General features: G+C 37.9%; 15 protein-coding genes and 3 pseudogenes. All 18 read left to right on the forward strand.

What is annotated here, in order from left to right:
* Positions 1-164: 164 nt before the first annotated feature.
* The 18 genes and pseudogenes from WYK_RS01455 to WYK_RS01530 all read left to right on the forward strand — a co-directional run bounded on the left by WYK_RS01455 (position 165) and on the right by WYK_RS01530 (position 20,354).
* Positions 165-1,634, forward strand: coding sequence for a CoA-acylating methylmalonate-semialdehyde dehydrogenase (locus WYK_RS01455; RefSeq protein ID WP_040372661.1), 1,470 nt, complete (start codon positions 165-167; stop codon positions 1,632-1,634).
* Between the two features lie 97 nt (positions 1,635-1,731).
* Positions 1,732-2,550, forward strand: a complete 819-nt coding sequence (gene iolB / locus WYK_RS01460) for a 5-deoxy-glucuronate isomerase (RefSeq protein ID WP_040372662.1) — start codon at positions 1,732-1,734, stop codon at positions 2,548-2,550.
* 23 nt (positions 2,551-2,573) lie between these two features.
* On the forward strand, positions 2,574-3,551 hold the full coding sequence (iolC, locus tag WYK_RS01465; RefSeq protein ID WP_040372690.1) for a 5-dehydro-2-deoxygluconokinase: 978 nt from the start codon (positions 2,574-2,576) through the stop codon (positions 3,549-3,551).
* Positions 3,552-3,582: 31 nt separating this feature from the next.
* Positions 3,583-5,493: a 3D-(3,5/4)-trihydroxycyclohexane-1,2-dione acylhydrolase (decyclizing) gene (iolD, locus tag WYK_RS01470; RefSeq protein WP_040372663.1), complete on the forward strand. Its 1,911-nt coding sequence runs from the start codon at positions 3,583-3,585 to the stop codon at positions 5,491-5,493.
* Between the two features lie 14 nt (positions 5,494-5,507).
* Positions 5,508-6,400, forward strand: a pseudogene (iolE, locus tag WYK_RS01475) (myo-inosose-2 dehydratase).
* Positions 6,401-6,415: 15 nt separating this feature from the next.
* Positions 6,416-7,798: pseudogene (locus WYK_RS24385) on the forward strand (sugar porter family MFS transporter); the annotation flags it as partial.
* 69 nt (positions 7,799-7,867) lie between these two features.
* Positions 7,868-8,899 (forward strand): bifunctional inositol 2-dehydrogenase/D-chiro-inositol 1-dehydrogenase, encoded by a 1,032-nt coding sequence (gene iolG / locus WYK_RS24390; protein WP_152526374.1) that lies wholly within the window; start codon positions 7,868-7,870, stop codon positions 8,897-8,899.
* 64 nt (positions 8,900-8,963) lie between these two features.
* Positions 8,964-9,842 carry a sugar phosphate isomerase/epimerase family protein gene (locus tag WYK_RS01485; protein WP_040372664.1) on the forward strand — a complete coding sequence of 293 codons (879 nt, stop codon included), beginning with the start codon at positions 8,964-8,966 and terminating at the stop codon, positions 9,840-9,842.
* Between the two features lie 4 nt (positions 9,843-9,846).
* Entirely contained in the window at positions 9,847-10,692 is an 846-nt protein-coding gene (iolI, locus tag WYK_RS01490; protein WP_040372665.1) for a 2-keto-myo-inositol isomerase, read from the forward strand.
* 40 nt (positions 10,693-10,732) lie between these two features.
* Positions 10,733-11,590, forward strand: coding sequence for a class II fructose-1,6-bisphosphate aldolase (fba, locus tag WYK_RS01495; RefSeq protein WP_152526372.1), 858 nt, complete (start codon positions 10,733-10,735; stop codon positions 11,588-11,590).
* Between the two features lie 90 nt (positions 11,591-11,680).
* Entirely contained in the window at positions 11,681-12,877 is a 1,197-nt protein-coding gene (locus tag WYK_RS01500) for an MFS transporter (RefSeq protein ID WP_040372666.1), read from the forward strand.
* Positions 12,878-13,184: 307 nt separating this feature from the next.
* Positions 13,185-14,213 carry a LacI family DNA-binding transcriptional regulator gene (locus tag WYK_RS01505; RefSeq protein WP_040372668.1) on the forward strand — a complete coding sequence of 343 codons (1,029 nt, stop codon included), beginning with the start codon at positions 13,185-13,187 and terminating at the stop codon, positions 14,211-14,213.
* Positions 14,214-14,362: 149 nt separating this feature from the next.
* Positions 14,363-15,245: pseudogene (locus WYK_RS01510) on the forward strand (sugar phosphate isomerase/epimerase family protein); the annotation flags it as partial.
* Between the two features lie 224 nt (positions 15,246-15,469).
* Positions 15,470-15,859 carry a tautomerase family protein gene (locus tag WYK_RS01515; RefSeq protein WP_040372669.1) on the forward strand — a complete coding sequence of 130 codons (390 nt, stop codon included), beginning with the start codon at positions 15,470-15,472 and terminating at the stop codon, positions 15,857-15,859.
* A gap of 265 nt (positions 15,860-16,124) precedes the next feature.
* Positions 16,125-17,132 (forward strand): LacI family DNA-binding transcriptional regulator, encoded by a 1,008-nt coding sequence (locus WYK_RS01520; RefSeq protein ID WP_040372671.1) that lies wholly within the window; start codon positions 16,125-16,127, stop codon positions 17,130-17,132.
* 624 nt (positions 17,133-17,756) lie between these two features.
* Positions 17,757-18,353, forward strand: coding sequence for a substrate-binding domain-containing protein (locus WYK_RS26230; protein WP_268870017.1), 597 nt, complete (start codon positions 17,757-17,759; stop codon positions 18,351-18,353).
* A 44-nt stretch (positions 18,354-18,397) separates the two neighbouring features.
* Positions 18,398-18,745, forward strand: a complete 348-nt coding sequence (locus WYK_RS26235; RefSeq protein ID WP_268870018.1) for a substrate-binding domain-containing protein — start codon at positions 18,398-18,400, stop codon at positions 18,743-18,745.
* 118 nt (positions 18,746-18,863) lie between these two features.
* Positions 18,864-20,354 (forward strand): sugar ABC transporter ATP-binding protein, encoded by a 1,491-nt coding sequence (locus WYK_RS01530; RefSeq protein ID WP_040372672.1) that lies wholly within the window; start codon positions 18,864-18,866, stop codon positions 20,352-20,354.
* Positions 20,355-20,493: the final 139 nt, after the last annotated feature.

Raw genomic sequence — 20,493 nt, forward strand, 5'->3', positions numbered from 1 at the left:
ATCATAGGGTTTTTTTACTACTAAACTATTTACGTTAGAAGAAAAGTGAAGTATGACCTTTTTAAATCATTAAATGAAATCGGTTTCATTTATAGGGTTATTCATGAATATTACAAAAATATTAGAAGTAACAAGAATACCTTAATTTGAAGGAGGAAAAAAGTATGTCATCAGTAACAAGTGAAGTAAGAAAGTTAAAAAACTACATAAACGGTGAGTGGATTGAATCCACCTCTAATCAAACGGAAATCGTCGTCAATCCTGCCACCGGTGATGCAATCGCAGAAGTACCTCTTTCCACTAAAGAAGATGTTGACCGTGCAGTCCAAGCAGCAAACCATGCGTTTAGAACATGGTCGCAGGTAGCAGTTCCAAAACGAGCTCGTATTTTGTTCAAATACCAACAGCTTCTCGTGGAAAATTGGGAAAGTCTTGCAAAATTAATTACTATCGAGAACGGAAAAAGTTTATCTGAATCAATGGGAGAAGTACAGCGTGGCATTGAGTGTGTAGAGTTTGCTGCTGGTGCACCAACACTTATGATGGGCAAACAGCTTCCCGATATAGCGACAAATATTGAATCGGGTATGTATCGTTATCCAATTGGCGTAGTCGGCGGTATTACCCCCTTTAACTTCCCAATGATGGTCCCATGCTGGATGTTCCCACTTGCGATAGCCTGCGGTAATACATTCGTGTTAAAGCCCTCTGAGCGTACACCACTTCTTGCAGCACGTATTGTTGAACTTTTTGAAGAAGCCGGTCTGCCGAAAGGTGTATTGAATATTGTAAATGGCGCACATGACGTAGTAAACGGACTTCTTGAACATAAAGATGTGAAGGCCATCTCATTCGTTGGTTCACAGCCAGTTGCAGAATATGTATATAAAACAGGTACGGCCAACTTGAAACGTGTTCAAGCACTTGCAGGGGCAAAGAATCATTCAATTGTCTTGAAAGATGCCAATCTTGATATGACCGTAAAAGAAATTACTAGTGCGGCTTTTGGTTCAGCTGGTGAGCGTTGCATGGCTGCTGCAGTAGTGGTCGTCGAAGAAAGTGTAGCAGATGAGTTAATTGGAAAGTTAAAACAGGCAGCAGATGCCATTACAGTTGGGAATGGTCTTGATGACGGTGTCTTTCTTGGTCCAATCATTCGTGAAGGGGCTAAAAAAAGAACAATTGGCTATATAGAATCCGGTGTCGATGAAGGAGCAACTCTTGTGCGCGACGGTCGTAAAGACGAGGCAGCAAGTGGGAATGGGTACTACCTTGGGGCAACTATTTTTGATCATGTAACACAGGAAATGAAAATTTGGCAAGACGAAATTTTCGCACCCGTCCTCTCTGTTGTACGTGCAAAGGATTTAACGGAAGCGGTCGAGATTGCGAATGCGTCTACTCTTGCAAACGGCGCTTGCTTATATACAGACAGTGCAGCAGATGTACGTCAATTCCGTGAAACGATTCACGCAGGTATGCTTGGGATAAACGTGGGGGTTCCTGCACCAATGGCTTTCTTCCCGTTTTCTGGATATAAAGATTCCTTCTACGGTGATTTGCATGCAAATGGTACAGACGGCGTTGAATTTTACACTCGCAAAAAAATGGTGACTGCACGATACATGAAATAACCTTTAAAACAGGATCTTCCCTATAAATTCTGGCCCGTAAGTATACGGGTCAGAATTAATCCCAAATTTTCATCATTCAATAAATTAGGAGGTACATATGAGCAAATTACTTCAAAAATCAATAAAATGTGAAATGTCTAATGGGGTTACTGTTGTTCAGGAAGTAGCGAAAGAAAATTCACTACTAAAATTCATTGAGTTTAAAGTAGTCAAGCTGAATCCACACTCTAAATTTTCTGAATTATTAAATGATACAGAATGCTGTATTATTGCTCTCACAGGAAAAATCAATGTGACAGTAGTCGGTGAAGAATCATTCCTCAATTTAGGTACACGTAAAAGTGTATTTGAGAAAATACCGACTGACAGCATCTACATATCTAATAACAAGTTTTTCGAAGTGGAAGGTATAACAGAAGCCCGAGTGGCACTTTGTTATTCCCCTTCTAATAAACAACTTCCGACCAAGCTGATTAAAGCAGAAGACGTAGGTGTGGAACATAGAGGTATTTTAAATAATAAACGGATGGTTCATAATATTTTGCCCGATTCGGATTCGACTGCTAACAGTCTACTCGTGGTAGAAGTCTATACAGAAAGTGGAAATTGGTCAAGCTATCCACCGCATAAACATGACCAAGACAACCTGCCGGATGAATCACTTTTAGAAGAATCTTACTACCATGAAATGAATCCACCTCAAGGATTTGTCTTCCAGCGTGTGTACACGGATGACCGGTCAATTGATGAGACGATGACTGTTGAAAACGGTGATGTTGTTCTTGTACCTGCTGGGTATCATCCAGTAGGTGTGCCAGATGGGTATGAATCATATTACTTAAATGTTATGGCTGGCCCGAAGAGGATTTGGAAATTCAACAATGATCCAAATCATGAATGGATATTGAAGCGATAAATAAAAAAGGAGCTGTTAACTGGATGAACTATACATTAAATACCGAAAAGGAATTTGATTTGATAGCAATTGGCCGTGCCTGTATCGACTTAAATGCCAATGAATACAACTGCCCGATGGAAGAAACCATGTCATTTACTAAATATGTAGGTGGATCACCTGCCAATATTGCGATTGGTAGTGCCAAATTAGGTTTGAATGTCGGATTTATCGGTAAACTTGCTGATGATCAACATGGACGCTTTATCGAGCAATATATGCGGGAAGCAGGCGTGGATACAACCAATATAGTGATTGATCAAGAAGGTCATAAAACCGGACTTGCATTCACAGAAATTAAAAGTCCGGAAGAATGTAGCATTCTTATGTATCGTGATAACGTAGCTGATCTTTATTTAGCTCCTTCTGAAGTAAGCGAAGAATATATTCAAAAATCTAAAATCCTTCTTGTTTCGGGTACGGCATTGTCAAAAAGTCCATCACGTGAAGCGGTGTTAAAAGCGGTCAATCTGGCAAAAAAACATGATGTTAAAGTCGTATTTGAATTAGATTACCGTCCATATTCTTGGAATTCTGCTGAAGAAAGCGCTGTTTATTATTCATTAGTAGCGGAGCAATCAGACATAGTGATTGGTACACGTGATGAATACGATGTCATGGAAAATAATAAAAAAAGTACAAATAAACAGACCACCAGTTACTTATTTAAGCATTCCGCTAATTTGGTTGTCATTAAACATGGTGTTGAAGGATCCTATGCCTATGCCAAATCAGGGGAAGTATTTAGCGCGCAAGCCTATAAAACACAAGTGTTGAAAACATTTGGAGCTGGGGATTCATACGCTTCCGCCTTCTTATATGCTTTAGTAAATGGCCTTAGTATTGAAAACGCTTTAAAATTTGGCAGTGCATCTGCTTCAATCGTTGTGAGCAAACATAGTTCCTCCGAAGCGATGCCAGCGGCAGAAGAAATCGAACAATTAATCGCCGAACGAGCGTAAATAATATTATCTATGTGGAGGTAATCAACTAATGGGAACAGTGCGGCTAACTACAGCTCAAGCTTTAATTAAATTTTTAAACCAACAATATATCCATGTTGATGGTGAAGAGTTTGCATTTGTTGAAGGGATTTTTAATGTATTTGGTCATGGAAATGTAGTAGGGATTGGTCAGGCGCTTGAACAGAATCCAGGCCATTTAAAAGTGATTCAAGGAAAAAACGAACAAGGAATGGCACACGCAGCGGTTGCCTATAGCCGTGAAATGCTTCGTCGCAAAATATTTGCTGTTACTACATCGGCCGGTCCGGGTTCTGCTAACTTAATCGCAGCAGCAGGAACAGCACTTGCCAATAATATACCAGTCCTTTTAATTCCAGCGGACACATTTGCCACACGTCAACCAGATCCAGTGCTACAACAGCTCGAGCACGAGCATAGTGCAGCAGTTACTACCAATGACGCGTTCATGGCAGTTTCAAGATATTGGGATCGTATCACCCGCCCAGAGCAACTAATGTCAAGTTTGATTCGTGCTTTTGAAGTGATGACAGATCCAGGAAAATCTGGTCCAGCGACGATTTGCATCGCCCAAGACGTGGAAGGAGAAGCATTCGATTACGATGAACGTTTTTTTGATAAACGTGTTCATTATTTGGATCGAAAGGCACCCGTTGACCGAGAGCTAAATGGTGCAGCTGAACGTATTAAAGAAAGTAAAAAACCAATTATCATTGTCGGAGGAGGTGCCAGATATTCAGGGGCGCGGGATATTTTAATCAAGATTTCCAAAAAACATAACATCCCACTTGTGGAAACACAGGCCGGCAAATCAACAGTCGAATCATCATTTGCAAATAACTTAGGTGGCGTTGGAATTCTAGGCACATTGGCAGCCAATAAAGCAGCCCGACAGGCGGATCTCGTTATCGGTATCGGCACGAGATATACAGACTTTACGACGTCTTCTAAAACGGCATTTAATTTCGAAGAAACAAAGTTTTTAAACATTAATGTTAGCAGGCTTCAAGCATATAAACTGGATGGCTTTCAAGTTGTCGCAGATGCAAAAACCGCTCTTGAGCAAATTGCCCCACTATTAGAAGGATACGAAACGGAATATGGAGAAACGCTTGCCGAATGGAAAGAAGAGTGGCTTATTGAACGCGACCGATTGAGTAAAGTAGCCTTCAATCGTGAAAACTTCATACCTGAAATTAAAAACCAATTTTCACAGGAAGTCTTAAACGAATACTCGGACGCATTACAAACGGAACTTGCACAATCAGCGGCTTTGATTGCAATTAACGACACAGTTAAACCTGACAGTATAGTGGTAGGATCTGCAGGATCGCTCCCAGGGGATTTGCAGCGTCTCTGGCATTGTACAGTACCTAATACATACCATCTTGAATACGGATTTTCTTGCATGGGGTACGAAATATCTGGAACGCTCGGTGCAAAACTTGCCAATCCGAAACGGGAAGTGTATTCAATAGTAGGGGATGGAAGTTTCCTGATGCTTCATTCTGAACTCGTTACATCGATTCAATACAATCACAAAATCAATATTTTGTTGTTTGATAATTCCGGATTCGGATGCATTAACAATTTACAAATGGAGAATGGTAGCAGTACCTTTTTCTGTGAATTCAGAACACATGACCAACAGATCATGAATATAGACTACGCGAAGGTTGCGGAAGGATATGGAGCAAAAACTTATCGGGTCAATACTGTGGAAGGTTTAAAAGCAGCCTTAAAAGATGCCGAGAAACAGACTGTTTCTACATTAATTGAAATAAAAGTACTTCCTAAAACTATGACAGACGGTTATGACGGTTGGTGGAATGTTGGAGTGGCCGAAGTATCTGAACAAGAAAGTGTACAAAAAGCATTTGAAGCGAGGCAAGAAAAATTAAAAATCGCCAAACAATATTAGGAGGTATTCTACAAATGGAGGAAATTTTATGGGGCATATCTCCAATCGGTTGGAGAAATGATGACATTCCGGAAATTGGAGTTGAAAACACTCTATCACACGTTTTAAGCGACATTGTCGTGGCAGGATTTCAAGGGACAGAAGTCGGCGGTTTCTTCCCTGAACCGGTCGCTCTGAATAAAGAACTTAAGCTTCGAAACTTAAAAATCGCCGGCCAATGGTTTAGCAGTTTTATCATCCGTGACGGTATTGAAAAAGTAACTCAAGATTTCCATAAGCACTGCAAAAGCCTACAGGATGTCCAGGGGCATGTAGCTGTTATATCCGAACAGACTTACAGCATCCAGGGCGGGCCGGAAGATGTGTTTTCGAAAAAACCTTACTTTACCGATAACGAATGGAACTTATTATGCGCTGGGCTAAATACGCTTGGGAAAATAGCCAGTCAGTATAAATTGGAGTTGGTATATCACCACCATATGGGGACAGGTGTTCAGACAATGAATGAAATCGACCGCCTCATGGAGAACACGGAAACAAATTTGGTTAATTTACTTTATGATACAGGACATATTTATGTATCAAGCGGTGATTACATGACACTGTTAAAGAAGCATATTGACCGCATTCGACATGTGCATTTTAAAGATGTGAGGAAAAATGTATTGGAACAATGTCGGAAAGAAAAAAATCCTTTCAAGACTCTTTTTTAGCTGGGATGTTTACAGTCCCTGGTGATGGCTGCATTGACTTTGAAGAACCTTATCAAGCATTGCTAAAATACCATTACAAAGGGTGGATTATTGTAGAGGCTGAACAAGATCCAGCTGTTGCCCATCCATTAGAATACGCATTGATTGCCCGTAGATATATAAATAGCAGCTTATTTCTAGAAACAAGCCTATAGAAGGAGGCGTTCAATTTGAATGATCAGGGAAAACCAAGCGCATTCTTACGGAAGATAATTATTATCTCGACTCTAGGAGGTTTATTGTTCGGATATGATACAGGAGTTATTAATGGCGCCTTGCCCTTTATGTCGGAAGAAAATCAGCTCAACCTGAATTCTCTTAAACAAGGCATTGTTGCCAGTTCACTTCTTTTAGGCGCTGCATTTGGGGCTATTTTAGGAGGAAGACTTTCCGATTACGCTGGTCGCCGAAAGAATATTCTCTTACTTGCCGTAATATTCTTTTTTGCTACTATTGGATGTACGCTTGCACCAAATGTTACAGTTATGATTGCTTTTCGTTTTCTGCTAGGTCTTGCTGTAGGAGGAGCATCGGTAACGGTTCCTACTTATTTAGCAGAAATGTCGCCAGCTGAGCGACGAGGAGGGATTGTTACTCAAAATGAATTAATGATTGTAAGTGGGCAATTACTTGCATTCGTTATCAATGCAATTCTTGGCACGACAATGGGTGACAGTTCACATGTATGGCGATATATGTTGGCCATTGCAGCACTTCCAGCTATCTTTCTATTTATTGGGATGCTCCGGGTACCTGAAAGTCCAAGGTGGTTAATATCAAAGGAAAAAAATACAGAGGCTCTAAACGTTTTGAAAAAAATTCGCGATACAAACAAGGCAAAAATAGAATATCAGAGTATTAAAGAAACCTTTGTTAAAGAGAACAACGTTAAAAAAGCTACATATAAAGATTTGACCGTTCCGTGGATACGTAGAATTCTATTTATTGGGATAGGGATTGCTATTGTCCAACAAATAACAGGTGTTAACTCAATTATGTATTACGGTACCCAAATTTTAAAAGATGCTGGTTTTGCAACAAAAGCAGCACTAATCGGAAATATTGGAAACGGTGTCATTTCTGTCTTAGCGACGTTTCTCGGTATTTGGTTACTTGGTAAAGTTGGACGTAGACCTATGCTTCTAACCGGATTGATTGGGACTACCTCTGCCCTGCTTATGATTGGCATCTTTTCAACCTTGCTTGAAGGACATGCTGCCCTTCCCTATGTTGTTTTATCTTTGACTATCACATTTCTTGCATTCCAACAGGGAGCCATTTCACCGGTAACATGGCTTATGCTAGCAGAAATCTTCCCGCTTAAAGTAAGAGGGCTTGGTATGGGGGTTACTGTATTTGTGCTTTGGGGAGTGAATTTTCTTATTGGCTTAACCTTCCCTGTTTTACTCGATAAAGTTGGATTGTCCACGACATTTTATATATTTGTGGTGTTCGGTATTTTAGCTATCCTATTTGTGAAAAAGTGGTTACCAGAAACGCGAGGACTTACTCTCGAACAGCTTGAACAAAATTTCCGCAACCATGGAAAAGAACCTCTTCATACAGTTTTAAAAGGAGTACAGAGTAAAAAATTAGATACCTATAATAGGAGGAATATAATCATGACTTTAAATATTGGCGTAATTGGAACAGGTGCTATAGGCCGAGAACATATTAAAAGAATTACCAACAAATTATCCGGGGGTAAGATTGTAGCCGTAACTGATGTGAATGAAGAAGCAGCGAAACAGGTCGTGAGACAATATGAGCTTGATGCCGTAGTGTATCCGGATGACAAATCACTTGTAACCGCTGGAAATGTGGATGCTGTACTTGTGACCAGTTGGGGCCCTGCGCATGAGAAAAACGTGCTAAATGCGATTGAAGCCGGCAAATTTGTGTTCTGTGAAAAGCCACTTTCTACAACGGCGGAAGGCAGCAAGAGAATTGTCGAAGCAGAAAGTAAATATGGTAAACGACTTGTACAAGTTGGGTTTATGCGCCGTTATGACGGGGGTTACGTACAATTGAAAGAGGCGATCGATAAAAACGAAATTGGTGAGCCACTTATGGTCCGCTGTGTACACCGTAATCCAGATGTGGACGAGAACTACACAACGGATATGGCAGTGGTTGATACATTGATACATGAAATTGATGTATTGCACTGGTTGATCAATGATGATTACAAGTCTGTTCAAGTGCTTTATCCGAAAAAATCAAGTCGCGCTCATGCCAAATTGAAGGATCCACAAATAATCATTTTGGAAACGAAGAGTGGAATTATCATTAATGCTGAAGTATTCGTTAACTGCAAATATGGCTATGATATACAATGTGAAGTCATCGGTGAAGAGGGCGTCGCCTATCTTCCAGAACCCGCAAGTGTTGTTACACGCAAAGCCGGAAAACTAAACACAAATATTTTAATAGATTGGAAAGAAAGATTTTCGGATGCGTATGACGTAGAATTGCAAGATTTCATTGATTCTATTAAAAAAACCGGCGAGCCTAGCGGTCCGACTTCATGGGACGGTTACATTGCCTCTGTCACATCAGATGCCTGCGTAAAAGCTCAGCGTACTGGTCAAAAAGAACCTGTCAACTTGGAGGAGAAACCTGCTTTTTATAATAGGAAGATCACAGTCCAGTAACTTCGTAACAAGCTATGTGTTCTATACGGAATCTAAAACTTACTACAAACTGGAGGAACCGACGATGAAATTAGCATTAGACCCTACTATGTACGCACATTTATCTCTAAAGCAAATGGTCGATAAAACGGCGGAACTAGGCTATGAATATATTGAGCTTTCACCACGTGAAGATTTTTGCCCTTTCTATAAATATCCGAAAGTGGACAAAGAACAGATAAAAAACTTAAAGCGCTGGTGCAGAGACGCGGGCGTAAAGATTTCTTCATTGCTTCCGCTATACTACTGGGCTGGTCCTGATGAAGAACGTCGCCAATCTGCAGTCCGCAACTGGAAACGCGCGATTGAAGTGGCAGTAAATCTAGATGTAGACTTGATGAACAGTGAATTTAACGGTTCCAAATTCAACGAAGTAGTATGTGAAGAAAAATTTATTAAATCATTGGATGAACTTATTCCTTTTTTTGAAAAAGAGGGAGTTAAATTGAACTTACAGGCTCATCCATTTGATTTTATCGAAACTCACAATGGAGCGATGGATATGATTCGTGCTCTTGACCGTTCATGGATCAACCTTGTGTATTCTACGGCGCATACGTTCTTCTACGATGATGGAAAAGGCGATATTGCTCCCATGTTTGATTCTGCTGGTGATCGCCTTCAGCAAGTATTGTTCGCTGATACATTTAATCATAAAGCATCGAATGGTCTTCGCTATATTGTCAATCCTCCAGGTGTTGAGGCCACTGTTCATCAACACTTGAATATTGGTGAAGCAGAAGTGGATTTTGATACCATTTTCAGAAAGCTAAAAGAAATGAAATTTGACGGAATCGCTACTAACTCCGTATTTGCTTGGATCGATAAAGCAGACTGGTCAAGCAAACTCATGCTTCGAAAGATGAAAGACGGACTTGGATTATTAGAAAAGGTGGGTGATTGATACAATGAAACTATGTTTTAACCAAGCGACGACTCTTAAGAATTCCAATTTGGAAAAGGATCTAGAGTATTGCGAAAAATATGGCTACGACTACATTGAAATCCGTTCAATGGATAAATTACCTGAATATTTACAGGAGCACTCTATTGACGAACTAACTGAATTTTTTAATACCAACCATATAAAGCCACTTGCGCTCAACGCACTCGTGTTTTTCAATAACCGTGACGAAGCTGGATATAAAGCAATCATCGACGAGTTTAAAGAAATGATGCTTTGGGCTGAAAAGCTAGGTGTGAAATACGTGGTGGCTGTCCCACTTGTAACAGAAGAAAAAATTTTAAAAGAAGACATTAAAAATAGCTCTGTAAAGGTCTTAAGAGAGCTATCGGAGATTGCAGAACCATATGGTGTGAAAATTGCTTTGGAGTTTGTTGGTCATCCACAATGTACAGTGAATACATTCGGTCAGGCGTACGATATTATCGAAACTGTCAATCGTAGTAATGTTGGATTAGTGCTCGACTGTTTTCATTTCCATGCAATGGGTTCAAATTTAGAAGACCTTAAAAATGCGGATGGATCAAAAATTTTTATTCTGCACATTGATGATACTGAGGATTTCCCTATCGGTTTCTTGACAGACGAAGATCGAGTCTGGCCGGGACATGGAGCTATAGATTTAGACGGCATTTTATCTACATTGAAAGAAATCGGTTATTCCGGTGTTGTCTCTATAGAATTATTCCGTCCGGAATATTATGAATTAGCGGCGGAAGAAGCCATCAAAACGGCAAAAGAAACAACAATCAAAGTGATTTCGAAATACTTTGCAGTTCAGACAGTGTAAATCACATAATAATTCTGGAACATAAGGAGGTGACAGAATCGTGCCTTTAGTATCAATGAAGGATATGCTGCTAAAAGCAAAAACAGAAAATTATGCAGTGGGTCAATATAATATAAATGGCTTGGCTTTCGCCCAATCATTTTTGCAGGCAGCTGAAGAAGAACAATCGCCTATTATACTAGCAGCATCTGATAGGCTTGTCGATTATCTTGGTGGTTTTAAAACAATTGCTGCTATGGTGAAAAGCCTAGTAGAAGAGATGAATATTACTGTTCCAGTTGCACTCCATCTTGATCATGGAATAACTGTAGACCGCTGCATAAAAGCAATAGATGCCGGATTTACATCGGTCATGATTGATGGTTCCCATTTTCCGATTGATAAAAATATTGAAATGACCAAACTGGTTGTCGATTACGCCTTTGAGAGAAACGTTTCGGTTGAAGCAGAAGTAGGGACAGTTGGTGGGATCGAGGATGGTCTTCAAGGTGGAATTCAATATGCGAACCCTGATGAATGTGTACGGATCGTAAAAGAGGCGAATATTGATGCACTTGCAGCTGCTTTGGGTTCCGTTCATGGTCCCTATCAGGGAGAACCTAAACTGGGGTTTGATGAAATGAAACAAATTTCAAACATGACTAGTATACCTCTGGTTTTACACGGTGGCTCCGGAATTCCACTTCATCAAATCAAAAAAGCTATTGAACTTGGACATGCTAAAATAAATGTCAATACCGAAAGTATACAGGCCTGGACAAAAGCAATTCGGAAGGTTTTGAAGTTTGAGGAAAATATTTACGAGCCACGTGCGGTTTTCATACCTGCAAAGGAAGCCGTAATCGATGTTGTTAAAAGAAAAATGAGGGAGTTCAATACAACCGGAAAAGCTAAGTAAAGTAAATTAACTTTTCCCAATGCCCAAGGTTGAACCTTTTTATATAAATTCAAGAATTAAAGTGGTTTGAAAAATAGGAAGTGATCTTGCCTGAATAAGTTAAATCCAGCCAAAAACAGGTGTTTATTACTAGTACTTTCATTTATCTTTTGGTTTTCACATTTTTTATATATTCCTATTTTATCCCCATACCTTGAGGAAATGGGAGGCAATTATGCGATTATCGGTATTGTCTTAAGTAGTTATGGATTGATGCAGTTTCTATTCCGGGTGCCCTTTGGCATATTTTCAGACCTTTTAAAGGTAAGAAAACCATTTATCATTTTTGGGATGGTGGTAAGCACTTTAAGCTGTATGACGTTTGCTTTAACCGATAGTTTAGGGTGGGTACTATTATCCCGTTCGTTAGCGGGAATCGCCGCTGCTACCTGGGTAGCGTTTACTATTTTATTCTCTAGTTACTTTGCCGACCGCGACCTTCACCGCGCGATGGGCAGCATCTCATTTGTTATCGTTTTAGCACAACTCCTTGGAATGATGGTTAGCGGCTACATTGTAGATCAATGGGGGTGGCACGCACCCTTTTGGATGGGCGGGATTATCGGTTTTTTGGGTATCCTTCTTTCACTTTTTATTTTTGAACCGAAAGGCGGGATACTCAAAGAAAAGGTGAATATTAAAGAGTTGCTATCTGTCATGCGGGAACCGATGCTTTTGAAGGTTTCATTACTTTCCATTTTTGCACACAGTATTATTTTTACGACAATGTTTGGCTTTACCCCAACTTATGCGTTGAAAATCGGACTGCAGGCTAGTGAAATTGGAATCCTTATCTTTTCATTTATGATTCCTCATGCCATCGCCACATTGTATTCTGGGAAAATATTTGTTCCTCTATTTGGTAAGTGGAAGTTGCTGAAAATTGCATTCGGTCTAACCGCCATTTTCACACTTTGTACGCCCTTTATTGTTACAAAAGGAATGCTTTGCCTGATTCAAGCTTTGAATGGTTTTTCATTAGGTCTTCTTTTTCCGTTGTTTTTAGGAATGGTGGTAGAAACTACTCCCCTTGAAAAAAGAGCGACAGCTATGGGAGCATATCAAGCGATCTATGCCATAGGTATGTTTGCAGGACCTTTTATTGCAGGTATATTAAATTCATATTTAGGGATTGAAGCAGGATTTTATTTTTCGGGTCTACTAAGCGCATCCGCTGTAATTTTCATGATTGTGTGGACTCGTAATGAAAGTAGAGCCGTTGATCAAAAATGGAATATAAACGGATAAGATAAAATAAGAATATATAGTTTAGTAGAGAGAGAGAAATATATACTGATAAAATTGATAGGTTCAGGCATTCTAGAATACATGTATTAAAAGGTGTTTTATCGTCTCCGACGATTGATTGTTGAAAAGTCATTTAGTACTCCGTCGATAGGCATGGACATGTCCTTAGATGTAGGATGGAATTTGCAATCATTACAGTTAGATCGAGGAATTTCCTTACTGCATTCGATATTTCAATATAATCTGTAAATTACTTTATAATAGTAATATGACAAATACAGATAAAAAAGGCAGGTAAAGAGAAGAGATGAAAATGAGTGATGTGGCGAAATTAGCCAACGTATCTCCCGCAACTGTTTCAAGAGTGCTCAGACAGCCGGATTTAGTCAGCAAAGAAACAAAACAAAAAGTGATGGAGGTGATTAAAGAGCTTAATTACAAACCAGACATGAGTGCCAGTCAACTTAGAACGAGGGAAACAAAAATCATATTGGTTATTGTTCCCGATATCACGAGCCCTTTTTTTTCCAAGGTACTTAGAGGCATTGAACATACGGCTGTTGAAAATGGCTATCAGGTGATTTTGGGTGATACGGAAAATGACATCGAACGAGAAAAAGATTATATTGATCTGCTGTACAGAAAACAAGCGGACGGAGCCCTTCTTTTAACGGCGAGAATGAATAAAGAAAACCTAGAAAACCTGTCAAAAAAATTCCCAATTGTGCTGGCGTGTGAATACCTTGACAATCTGGACATTCCGACTGTCTCGATTGACAACGTTAGTAGCGCTAGAAAAGCAACAGAACATTTAATCCAACTAGGACATACAAAGATTGCCCATATTTCCGGTCCAATGAACATCATCCTTAGTCGGGATCGTCTGAAAGGGTTTCAGCAGGCTATGACGCATAACCATTTAAAGATCAACCCAGCATTCATCCAAGAAGGTGATTACGGCATTGATTCTGGTTATGACCAGATGATGAAATTATTATCTCTGGATAATCATCCTGATGCGGTGTTTGTTTTTAATGACGAGATGGCGTTGGGTGCAATTAAAGCAATACAAGATCATGGATTAATCGTTCCAGATGATATTGCAATTGTAGGTTTTGATAACTTGAAGATAGCCTCAATCTTTAGTCCTCTTATGACTACCATTGATCAGCCTAAATATGAAATAGGTCAAAAGGCGACGAAATTATTGTTGACTTTAATGAAGGGTGGAACAGTTAAAAAGAAAAAATTTGTTCTCAAGGATGAGTTAATTGTCCGGGAATCTTGTGGTACTAAAATACCGAACCCATGCATTGAAGACTTTATCTCTCAATAATAAAAAATCCACAAGAAATAACGGTGGTCTAACTATCTATTCCTATAATTAAATCTAACTAAGTAACTTTTAAATGATATTTGGGAGGATACACTCATGCAATATTATCTTATGTAACAGATAGTCTAGGACACTTACCTTTTGAGGAAATGTTAGATGTTATTACTCAAATGGGAATTGATACAATTGAAATGACTACTGGAGGCTGGTCTCCAGCACCTCATTTGAAATTAGATGAGCTATTAGAAAGTGATAATAAAAGAAGCGAATTTATGAATAATTTAGATAAACATAATATCAAACTATGTGCTTTAAATTGTTCTGGAAACCCTTTAGATCCTGGGGAACTTGGTAAAGAACATCGGGAAGTTACAGAAAAAACATTTGAATTAGCGAAATTATTAAAGGTAAAAAAAGTGATTATGATGAGTGGGCTTCCAGCAGGGAGTCCGGATGATAAGATCCCTAATTGGATTACATATACTGTGAGTTGGCCTCCCGTTCTGAAAAACATTTTAAACTATCAAATGAATGATGTAGCAATCCCATATTGGAAAAAATTAAAAAAAAGCCGAATCATGCGGTATTGAAAAAATTGCCCTTGAAAATTTCAGCTCCCAATTAGTTTATAATCCTGAAACGTTATTTAAATTACGTAATGCAGTTGGACCCATTGTGGGCTTAAATTTAGATCCAAGTCATCTCATATGGATGGGAGCAGATCCAATTTTGTCAGCAAGAGAATTAGGATGCGCTATTCACCATGTACATGCTAAGGATGTTCGACTTGAAAGACATTTATCAGGGATTAATGGTGTTATGGAAACAAAAGAAGTTACTGATATAGCTAATAGAGCTTGGAATTATGTAGCAGTAGGATGTGGACAAGATTTACAGTGGTGGAAGGAATTTTTCTCTGTAGTTAAGATGATGGGCTATGATGATGAAGTTTCTCTAGAAATGGAGGATCTTACTATGTCTGTAGAAGCAGGAGTAAGAACCTCAATTGAGTCTTTAAAACAAACGCTTAGTTTTAGGGATATTATTCATGATTTACTATTGATGCATGGAACATGTGTCATGCAAATTAATGGTTTCCCTTTGAAAACGTTATTTCTTATTTATAGAAGAAGACTTGAAGAAATTCAATGAAAGTTAGCGCAACTAGAAGAGCGTTCGTAAAAGTCACTGAAGTCTCTAGAGTATAGTATTATTATATGGAAAAAATCCTTATTAAAATTGGGAGGGTATCTTTTATGCCGTTAATTAGATTTGATTTAATAGAAGGTCGAGATAAAAAATCTTTGAGAAAATTATTAGATGTTTCTCATCGGGCAGTAGTTAAAGCTTTTGGAGTACCAGAAAGAGATCGTTATCAAATTGTACATCAGCACCCTGCTCATGAATTAATTATAGAAGATACGGGATTAGGTTTTGAGAGAAGTGAAAAATTAGTAGTAATAAGCGTAACTAGCAGCCCTAGAAGTGAGGAACAAAAGAAGAACTTTTATAAAACGTTAGTTCAGGAGTTATGGGAACAATGCGAAATAGAACCTAATGATATTTTGATTTCTATTGTTACTAATGGAGCAGCTGATTGGAGTTTTGGATTTGGAGAAGCCCAATTTTTAACTGGAAAATTATAAAGACATTTGTTCAAAACCAATCTTTGTAAAATAACGTTGGCTTTTACTTCGCTTTCCATAGCGAACACCTGACATACGTCCACAATGCATATAATGAAATACGTAAGCAAACTTTTCTCCAATTAAAAGAAATTAAACAGCTCAATAATAAATCCGTGGCAGTAAGTTTACTCAAAAAATCTTGATCAGCGTATAAGTTGGATCTCCTATGATATAGTAGCGATATATAAATTGGCTATTATAAAAATAAGGATGGTTGAAAGAGATGAAACCAACAATATATGATATCGCCAGAGAAGCAGAAGTTTCCGCCACAACTGTAAGTAAGGTTATAAATAATACTGGTCGCATAAGTGTACAGACAAAAAAGAAAATTTTGAAAATTATGGAGGATCTTCACTATCAACCTAATATGTTGGCCTCTGCAATGAAGGGTAAAAAGACATATACGATTGGGATGTTAATTCCTAACATGGATAACCCTATTTATTCAGAATATTTGAAATTTATAGAATCTTATGGCCGCGAATTAGGTTTTAGCATAGTAATGTGTAACACAAGTGAGGATCCTGAAAAAGAAGCAAAGCACATAACATTGTTGCGCAAAAAAAGTGTAGATGGCTTTATTATCACATCCAAATTTAAAAATGAGGAGGTTCTTAAAGGGCTGATAGACGATAAGATACCATTAGTCTTATTCGCTTACGAACGACCAGAACATAACATTGACTGTGTAGTAGTCGATGATTATCATGGTGGTTTCAAGGTTACAGAATATTTATTGTCACTAGGGCACCGCCGAATTGGGGTCATTGCTGAGGATGCTTTAAGTAGTGTAGAACGAGTTAGGGGCTATCAGCAAGCACTAATAAATGCGAATGTAGAATTTCATGAAGACTTAATTTTTCTTAGTCACTCAACAATTGATGAAGCAAAGGTACAAGCTGGAAAACTACTTGATAAACAAGAAAGACCAACTGCAATTTTTGGTTGTAATGATATGTTAGCTGTAGGAACATTAATGGCGGCTAAAAATCGCGGAATTGCTATTCCAAAAGAATTATCTGTTATTGGATTTGACAATACATATATGTGCAAAATCGTCGAGCCTCAGTTGTCATCTGTGGCCATGCCATTACAAGAAATGGGAAAGCAAACCTTGGACTTGCTAATACAAGAAATAGAAAACGTAAATAATCTAAAACACCGTATTTTAATGCGTCCAAATCTAGTAATTCGGGATTCTACAGCTGAACTAAGAAGTTTTAACTAGGAAAGAGACAATCTTTCCTTATTGTGATCTTTTATGCCGTTGGCAGTTTCCATGGACTAACGGGTGAACCCCCGAACCATTCAAAGTTGGTGGAAGTGTAAAGATGTAATACATTCGTGAGAATTAGGCTAAGTCCTTTTCAATATAGTAAAACTAGAAAGGCGGAACTGTGAAGATATAAGGTGATGGGGAGTCACGAAGAATATAAATTGATCCCTTATAAACAGTAAAGATATAGCGCTATATTCTTCTATTATAATTATATTTTAAATATTTAAAATATTTAAAATATGTATTGATAAATGATTATCAGTAAGATACTATTCATTTAGGGTAATCGATAACCCAAAAAAAGAAAACATAGAATCGATAAATACCTTAACATCTTTTACGAAGTAGGGAGGAGAAGAAATATGTAGGGTACATTTTTTTATATTGAAGTAACTAGGTGGCCTTGGTTAATTCTGAAATCGATTTCATTCTGTTTTAAAAATACTAAAACTCTTAAATTGTTTATGAATTAACTTTAAAAAACTCTCTACTAGTCTATCTATAGTTAAATTGGAAGATAAAATTAATATACATTTATGTAAGCGTTTCCTTTATGGATTTTAGTTAATATAATTGGAGGTTCCTTATGAAAACGAAAAAATAATAGGTTTATTGTCCATCACTTTTCTAATGTTAGGATTATTAGCAGCTTGTGGTTCTGATCAAACTTCTGGTAGTAAATCAGGTGAAAAATCGATCGTTGTTGGTGCAGCAATGCCTGTTTTTGATGATAAATGGCTATCATATTTATATGATGGAATTAAAGAATACGACAGTGAACATGATAATGTGAAAGTGAAAATGGTTGATGCTAAAAATGATGCTGGGAAACAATTTTCACAAGTTGAAACATTTATTGTTCAGCAGGTAGACGTAATTTTAATTAACCCTGTTGAAACAGATGCTGTTGGACCAATGGTAGATGCAGCAAACGAGGCTGATATACCAGTTGTTATTGTTAATAGAATGCCCGATGAAGAGGTAATGAAGAAAATCTATGCATACGTAGGTTCAGAATCAATTGAAGCAGGAACAATTCAGATGGAAAAAGTAGTAGAGTTACTGGGTGGTAAAGGAAATGTAGCAATATTGAACGGTACATTAGGTCAAGAATCGGTGGTTAACCGTACAAAAGGGAATAAAGATGTTCTTAAAAAAACCCAGACATGAAGCTAGTTCGTGAACAAACCGGAGATTATCAAAGATCTCTAGGAATGACTGTCATGGAAAACTGGATTCAAGCCGGAGATGAAATCGATGCGATTGTAGCAAATAATGATGAAATGGCAATTGGAGCAATTATGGCTCTTGAGGAAGCTAACAAACGTGGGGACATCATTGTCGCTGGTATAGACGGTACAATCGATGCACTAGAATATGTTAAACAAGGGAAATTAAATATCTCAGCCTTTCAAGATGCCTATGGTCAAGGTAAAGGTGCTATTGAAGCGGCGATAAAAGCAGTTAATGGTGAAAAGCTCGATAATAACTTTATTAATATTCCTTTTGAATTAGTTACACAGGATAATGTTGATGAATATATAAAAAAATGGGAAAAGTAAAGCAAGATAGATGACTTGATAGGCCTAGGAAACTGTTTGACAGATTATCCTTCCAAAAAAGAGGGCACTAAGTTTAAGCTAGTGTCCTTTAAACTATTAATCTTTAGGTGGTGTTAAAGTGAGTGAAAATTATATTTTAGAAATGGAAAATGTAACAAAGGAATTTCCCGGAGTAAAAGCACTAGATAGTATTCAATTCAAGGTTAAAAAGGGTTCTGTACATGCATTGATGGGAGAAAACGGTGCTGGGAAATCCACACTTATGAAGATCATTTTTGGAATCTACACTCCTGATACAGGTATGATCAAATTTAAAGGGCATGACTTGAAAGTATCAAGCACTAAGGAGGCATTAAAGAACGGGATATCTATGATTCATCAAGAATTAAGCCCTGTTCCACATATGACTGTTGCTGAAAATATTTTCTTAGGTAGAGAGCCAACTAAAGGTAAATTCGGTTGGGTAAACAATAAGAAAATGATTGAAGATGCAAAAGACTTATTTAAAACTCTAAACATAGACTTAGATCCTAACTCAAAAATGAAAGATTTAAGCATTGCTAACATGCAAATGGTTGAGATTGCGACTGCCGTATCCTATGATGCAGATTTAATTATTATGGATGAACCAACATCTGCTATTACGGAAAAAGAAGTAGAAAAATTATTTGAAATTATAAATTCGTTAAATGCAAAAGGTGTTTCGATCATTTATATTTCACACAAAATGGATGAAATTTTTAGAATTTGCGACGAAATCACAGTTTTTAGAGATGGACAATACATTGGAACAAAAGAGACCACCGAATTAACGCAAGATACATTGATTCAAATGATGGTTGGAAGGGAAATCAAACAAGTTTTTCACAAAGAAAAGGCTGAAATTAAAGAGGTAATCCTAGCTGTTAGTAACCTTTCAAAAGAAGGGAAGTTCGACAACATAAGCTTTGAGGTAAGAAAAGGCGAGATTGTTGGAATCTCAGGACTAATGGGATCTGGACGAACTGAGGTCATTGAAAGTATTTTTGGTATTGATCCTCCTGACTCAGGAGATATATTCATTCATGGAGAAAAAGTGAAAATCAAAACACCCCAGGATGCGATTAAGCTTAAGGTTGCACTTTTAACTGAAGATCGGAAATTATCTGGCGCATTTCTACCTATTTCAATTAAAGAGAATATGATTATTTCTAGCATAGACCAATTCTTGGAACGAGGATATATCAACAAGAAATTAGTAGATGAAGCGTGTAACGAACAAGTAGAACAATTAAATATTAAAACACCCAGTACTGATCAACTAATTATGAACTTGAGTGGTGGGAATCAACAAAAGGTACTACTAGCAAGATGGCTACTAAATGATCCAGATATTTTAATCTTAGATGAGCCAACAAGGGGTGTCGATGTTGGCGCTAAATCTGAGATACACAAACTTATGTCGAAGTTGGCACAAAAAGGGACGGCAATCCTTATGATTTCTTCTGAAATGCCTGAAGTTTTAGGGATGAGTGACCGTGTAATTGTTATGCATGAGGGTAATAAAAAAGGCGAATTAAATAGGGAAGAAGCAAATCAAGAGAAAATATTAGAAATGGCTTATAGCTAAAAAATCACAAGGAGGCTTTATGATGAATAATCCAATTAACCATAACAATTCAGTTACGCATGTTAGCAATGATAAATTTATTTGGAAAGATAAAGTATCACAAATAGCAAGTAAGTATGGAATTTTACTGGTTTTACTA

The organism is Peribacillus psychrosaccharolyticus ATCC 23296 (genome assembly GCF_000305495.1).
Taxonomy (GTDB): domain Bacteria; phylum Bacillota; class Bacilli; order Bacillales; family DSM-1321; genus Peribacillus; species Peribacillus psychrosaccharolyticus.

Bases quoted from the DNA above. Each gene is read 5' to 3' on its own strand.
- WYK_RS01505 (WP_040372668.1), top strand. From the start codon at position 13,185: ATGAAAATGAGTGATGTGGCGAAATTAGCCAACGTATCTCCCGCAACT.
- WYK_RS01520 (WP_040372671.1), top strand. From the start codon at position 16,125: ATGAAACCAACAATATATGATATCGCCAGAGAAGCAGAAGTTTCCGCC.
- iolI (WP_040372665.1), top strand. From the start codon at position 9,847: ATGAAACTATGTTTTAACCAAGCGACGACTCTTAAGAATTCCAATTTG.
- iolB (WP_040372662.1), top strand. From the start codon at position 1,732: ATGAGCAAATTACTTCAAAAATCAATAAAATGTGAAATGTCTAATGGG.
- WYK_RS01485 (WP_040372664.1), top strand. From the start codon at position 8,964: ATGAAATTAGCATTAGACCCTACTATGTACGCACATTTATCTCTAAAG.
- WYK_RS01515 (WP_040372669.1), top strand. From the start codon at position 15,470: ATGCCGTTAATTAGATTTGATTTAATAGAAGGTCGAGATAAAAAATCT.
- iolC (WP_040372690.1), top strand. From the start codon at position 2,574: ATGAACTATACATTAAATACCGAAAAGGAATTTGATTTGATAGCAATT.
- WYK_RS26235 (WP_268870018.1), top strand. From the start codon at position 18,398: ATGACTGTCATGGAAAACTGGATTCAAGCCGGAGATGAAATCGATGCG.
- iolD (WP_040372663.1), top strand. From the start codon at position 3,583: ATGGGAACAGTGCGGCTAACTACAGCTCAAGCTTTAATTAAATTTTTA.
- iolG (WP_152526374.1), top strand. From the start codon at position 7,868: ATGACTTTAAATATTGGCGTAATTGGAACAGGTGCTATAGGCCGAGAA.
- WYK_RS01455 (WP_040372661.1), top strand. From the start codon at position 165: ATGTCATCAGTAACAAGTGAAGTAAGAAAGTTAAAAAACTACATAAAC.